Genomic DNA, 839 nt, shown 5'->3' on the forward strand with positions numbered 1-839 from the left:
ACGATGCCTGCTCGGTGGGCGAAGTGGAAGCGGTGCAGCGCCAGCGTCACAGCAAGGTGGTCCAGCCGGACATCCTCGCCCTCACGCTCCAGCCAGTCAGCCAGGTTCCTGCAGCTGTCCACCAACGCGGTCTCGGTCTTGGCCGACACCATCAGCACAACCGGCCCCTGACCACCACCAGCCGGAACCGGCTCGTCCCACCCCACCTCACGCTCCAGCACCACGTGAGCATTGGTCCCAGAGAACCCGAACGCACTCACCCCACCACGACGCAGCCCACCAGCGCCCGGCCACGCGCCCAGCTCACGACTGACAAACACCGGCGACGACTCCCAGTCCACATACGAGCTCAACGGCTCACAGCACGCGCTCGGAGGCACCTGACCATCACGCAGCGCGCACGCCAGCACCACCAGCCCCACCAGACCCGACGCCGCCAGCGAGTGCCCCACGTTCGGCTTGACCGACACCACCGCGCACGAGCCCACAGGCCCACCACCAAACGCATCCACCAACGCGTTGACCTCCACCGGATCCCCCAGCGGAGTACCAGTCCCATGCGCCACAACCAGACCCAGCGAGCCCGGATCCACCCCACCACGCGACCACACCTGCCGCAGCAGCGCCTTCTGGGCCTCACCAGACGGAGCAGAGATACCGTTGGTCCGCCCATCACAGTTGACTCCAGAGCCCGACACCCGAGCCACCAGACCCAGCCCGCACCGACGCGCCACGTCCTCACGAGCCACCACCACAGCCACCACAGCCTCACCAGGCACCAGACCATCAGCACCAGCGCCAAACGCCGAGCACACCCCCGACCCCGACACCATCCCAGC

Annotated in this window: 1 protein-coding gene; it reads right to left on the reverse strand. The window is 67.9% G+C overall.

The window, feature by feature from the left end; genetic code table 11:
• The coding region (locus B1H55_RS12460; protein ID WP_276205187.1) for a ketoacyl-synthetase C-terminal extension domain-containing protein at positions 1–833 on the reverse strand (833 nt) is incomplete at its 3' end.
• Between the last annotated feature and the right edge of the window lie 6 nt (positions 834–839).

It is taken from the genome of Actinomyces denticolens (genome assembly GCF_002072185.1).
GTDB classification, from domain to species: domain Bacteria; phylum Actinomycetota; class Actinomycetes; order Actinomycetales; family Actinomycetaceae; genus Actinomyces; species Actinomyces denticolens.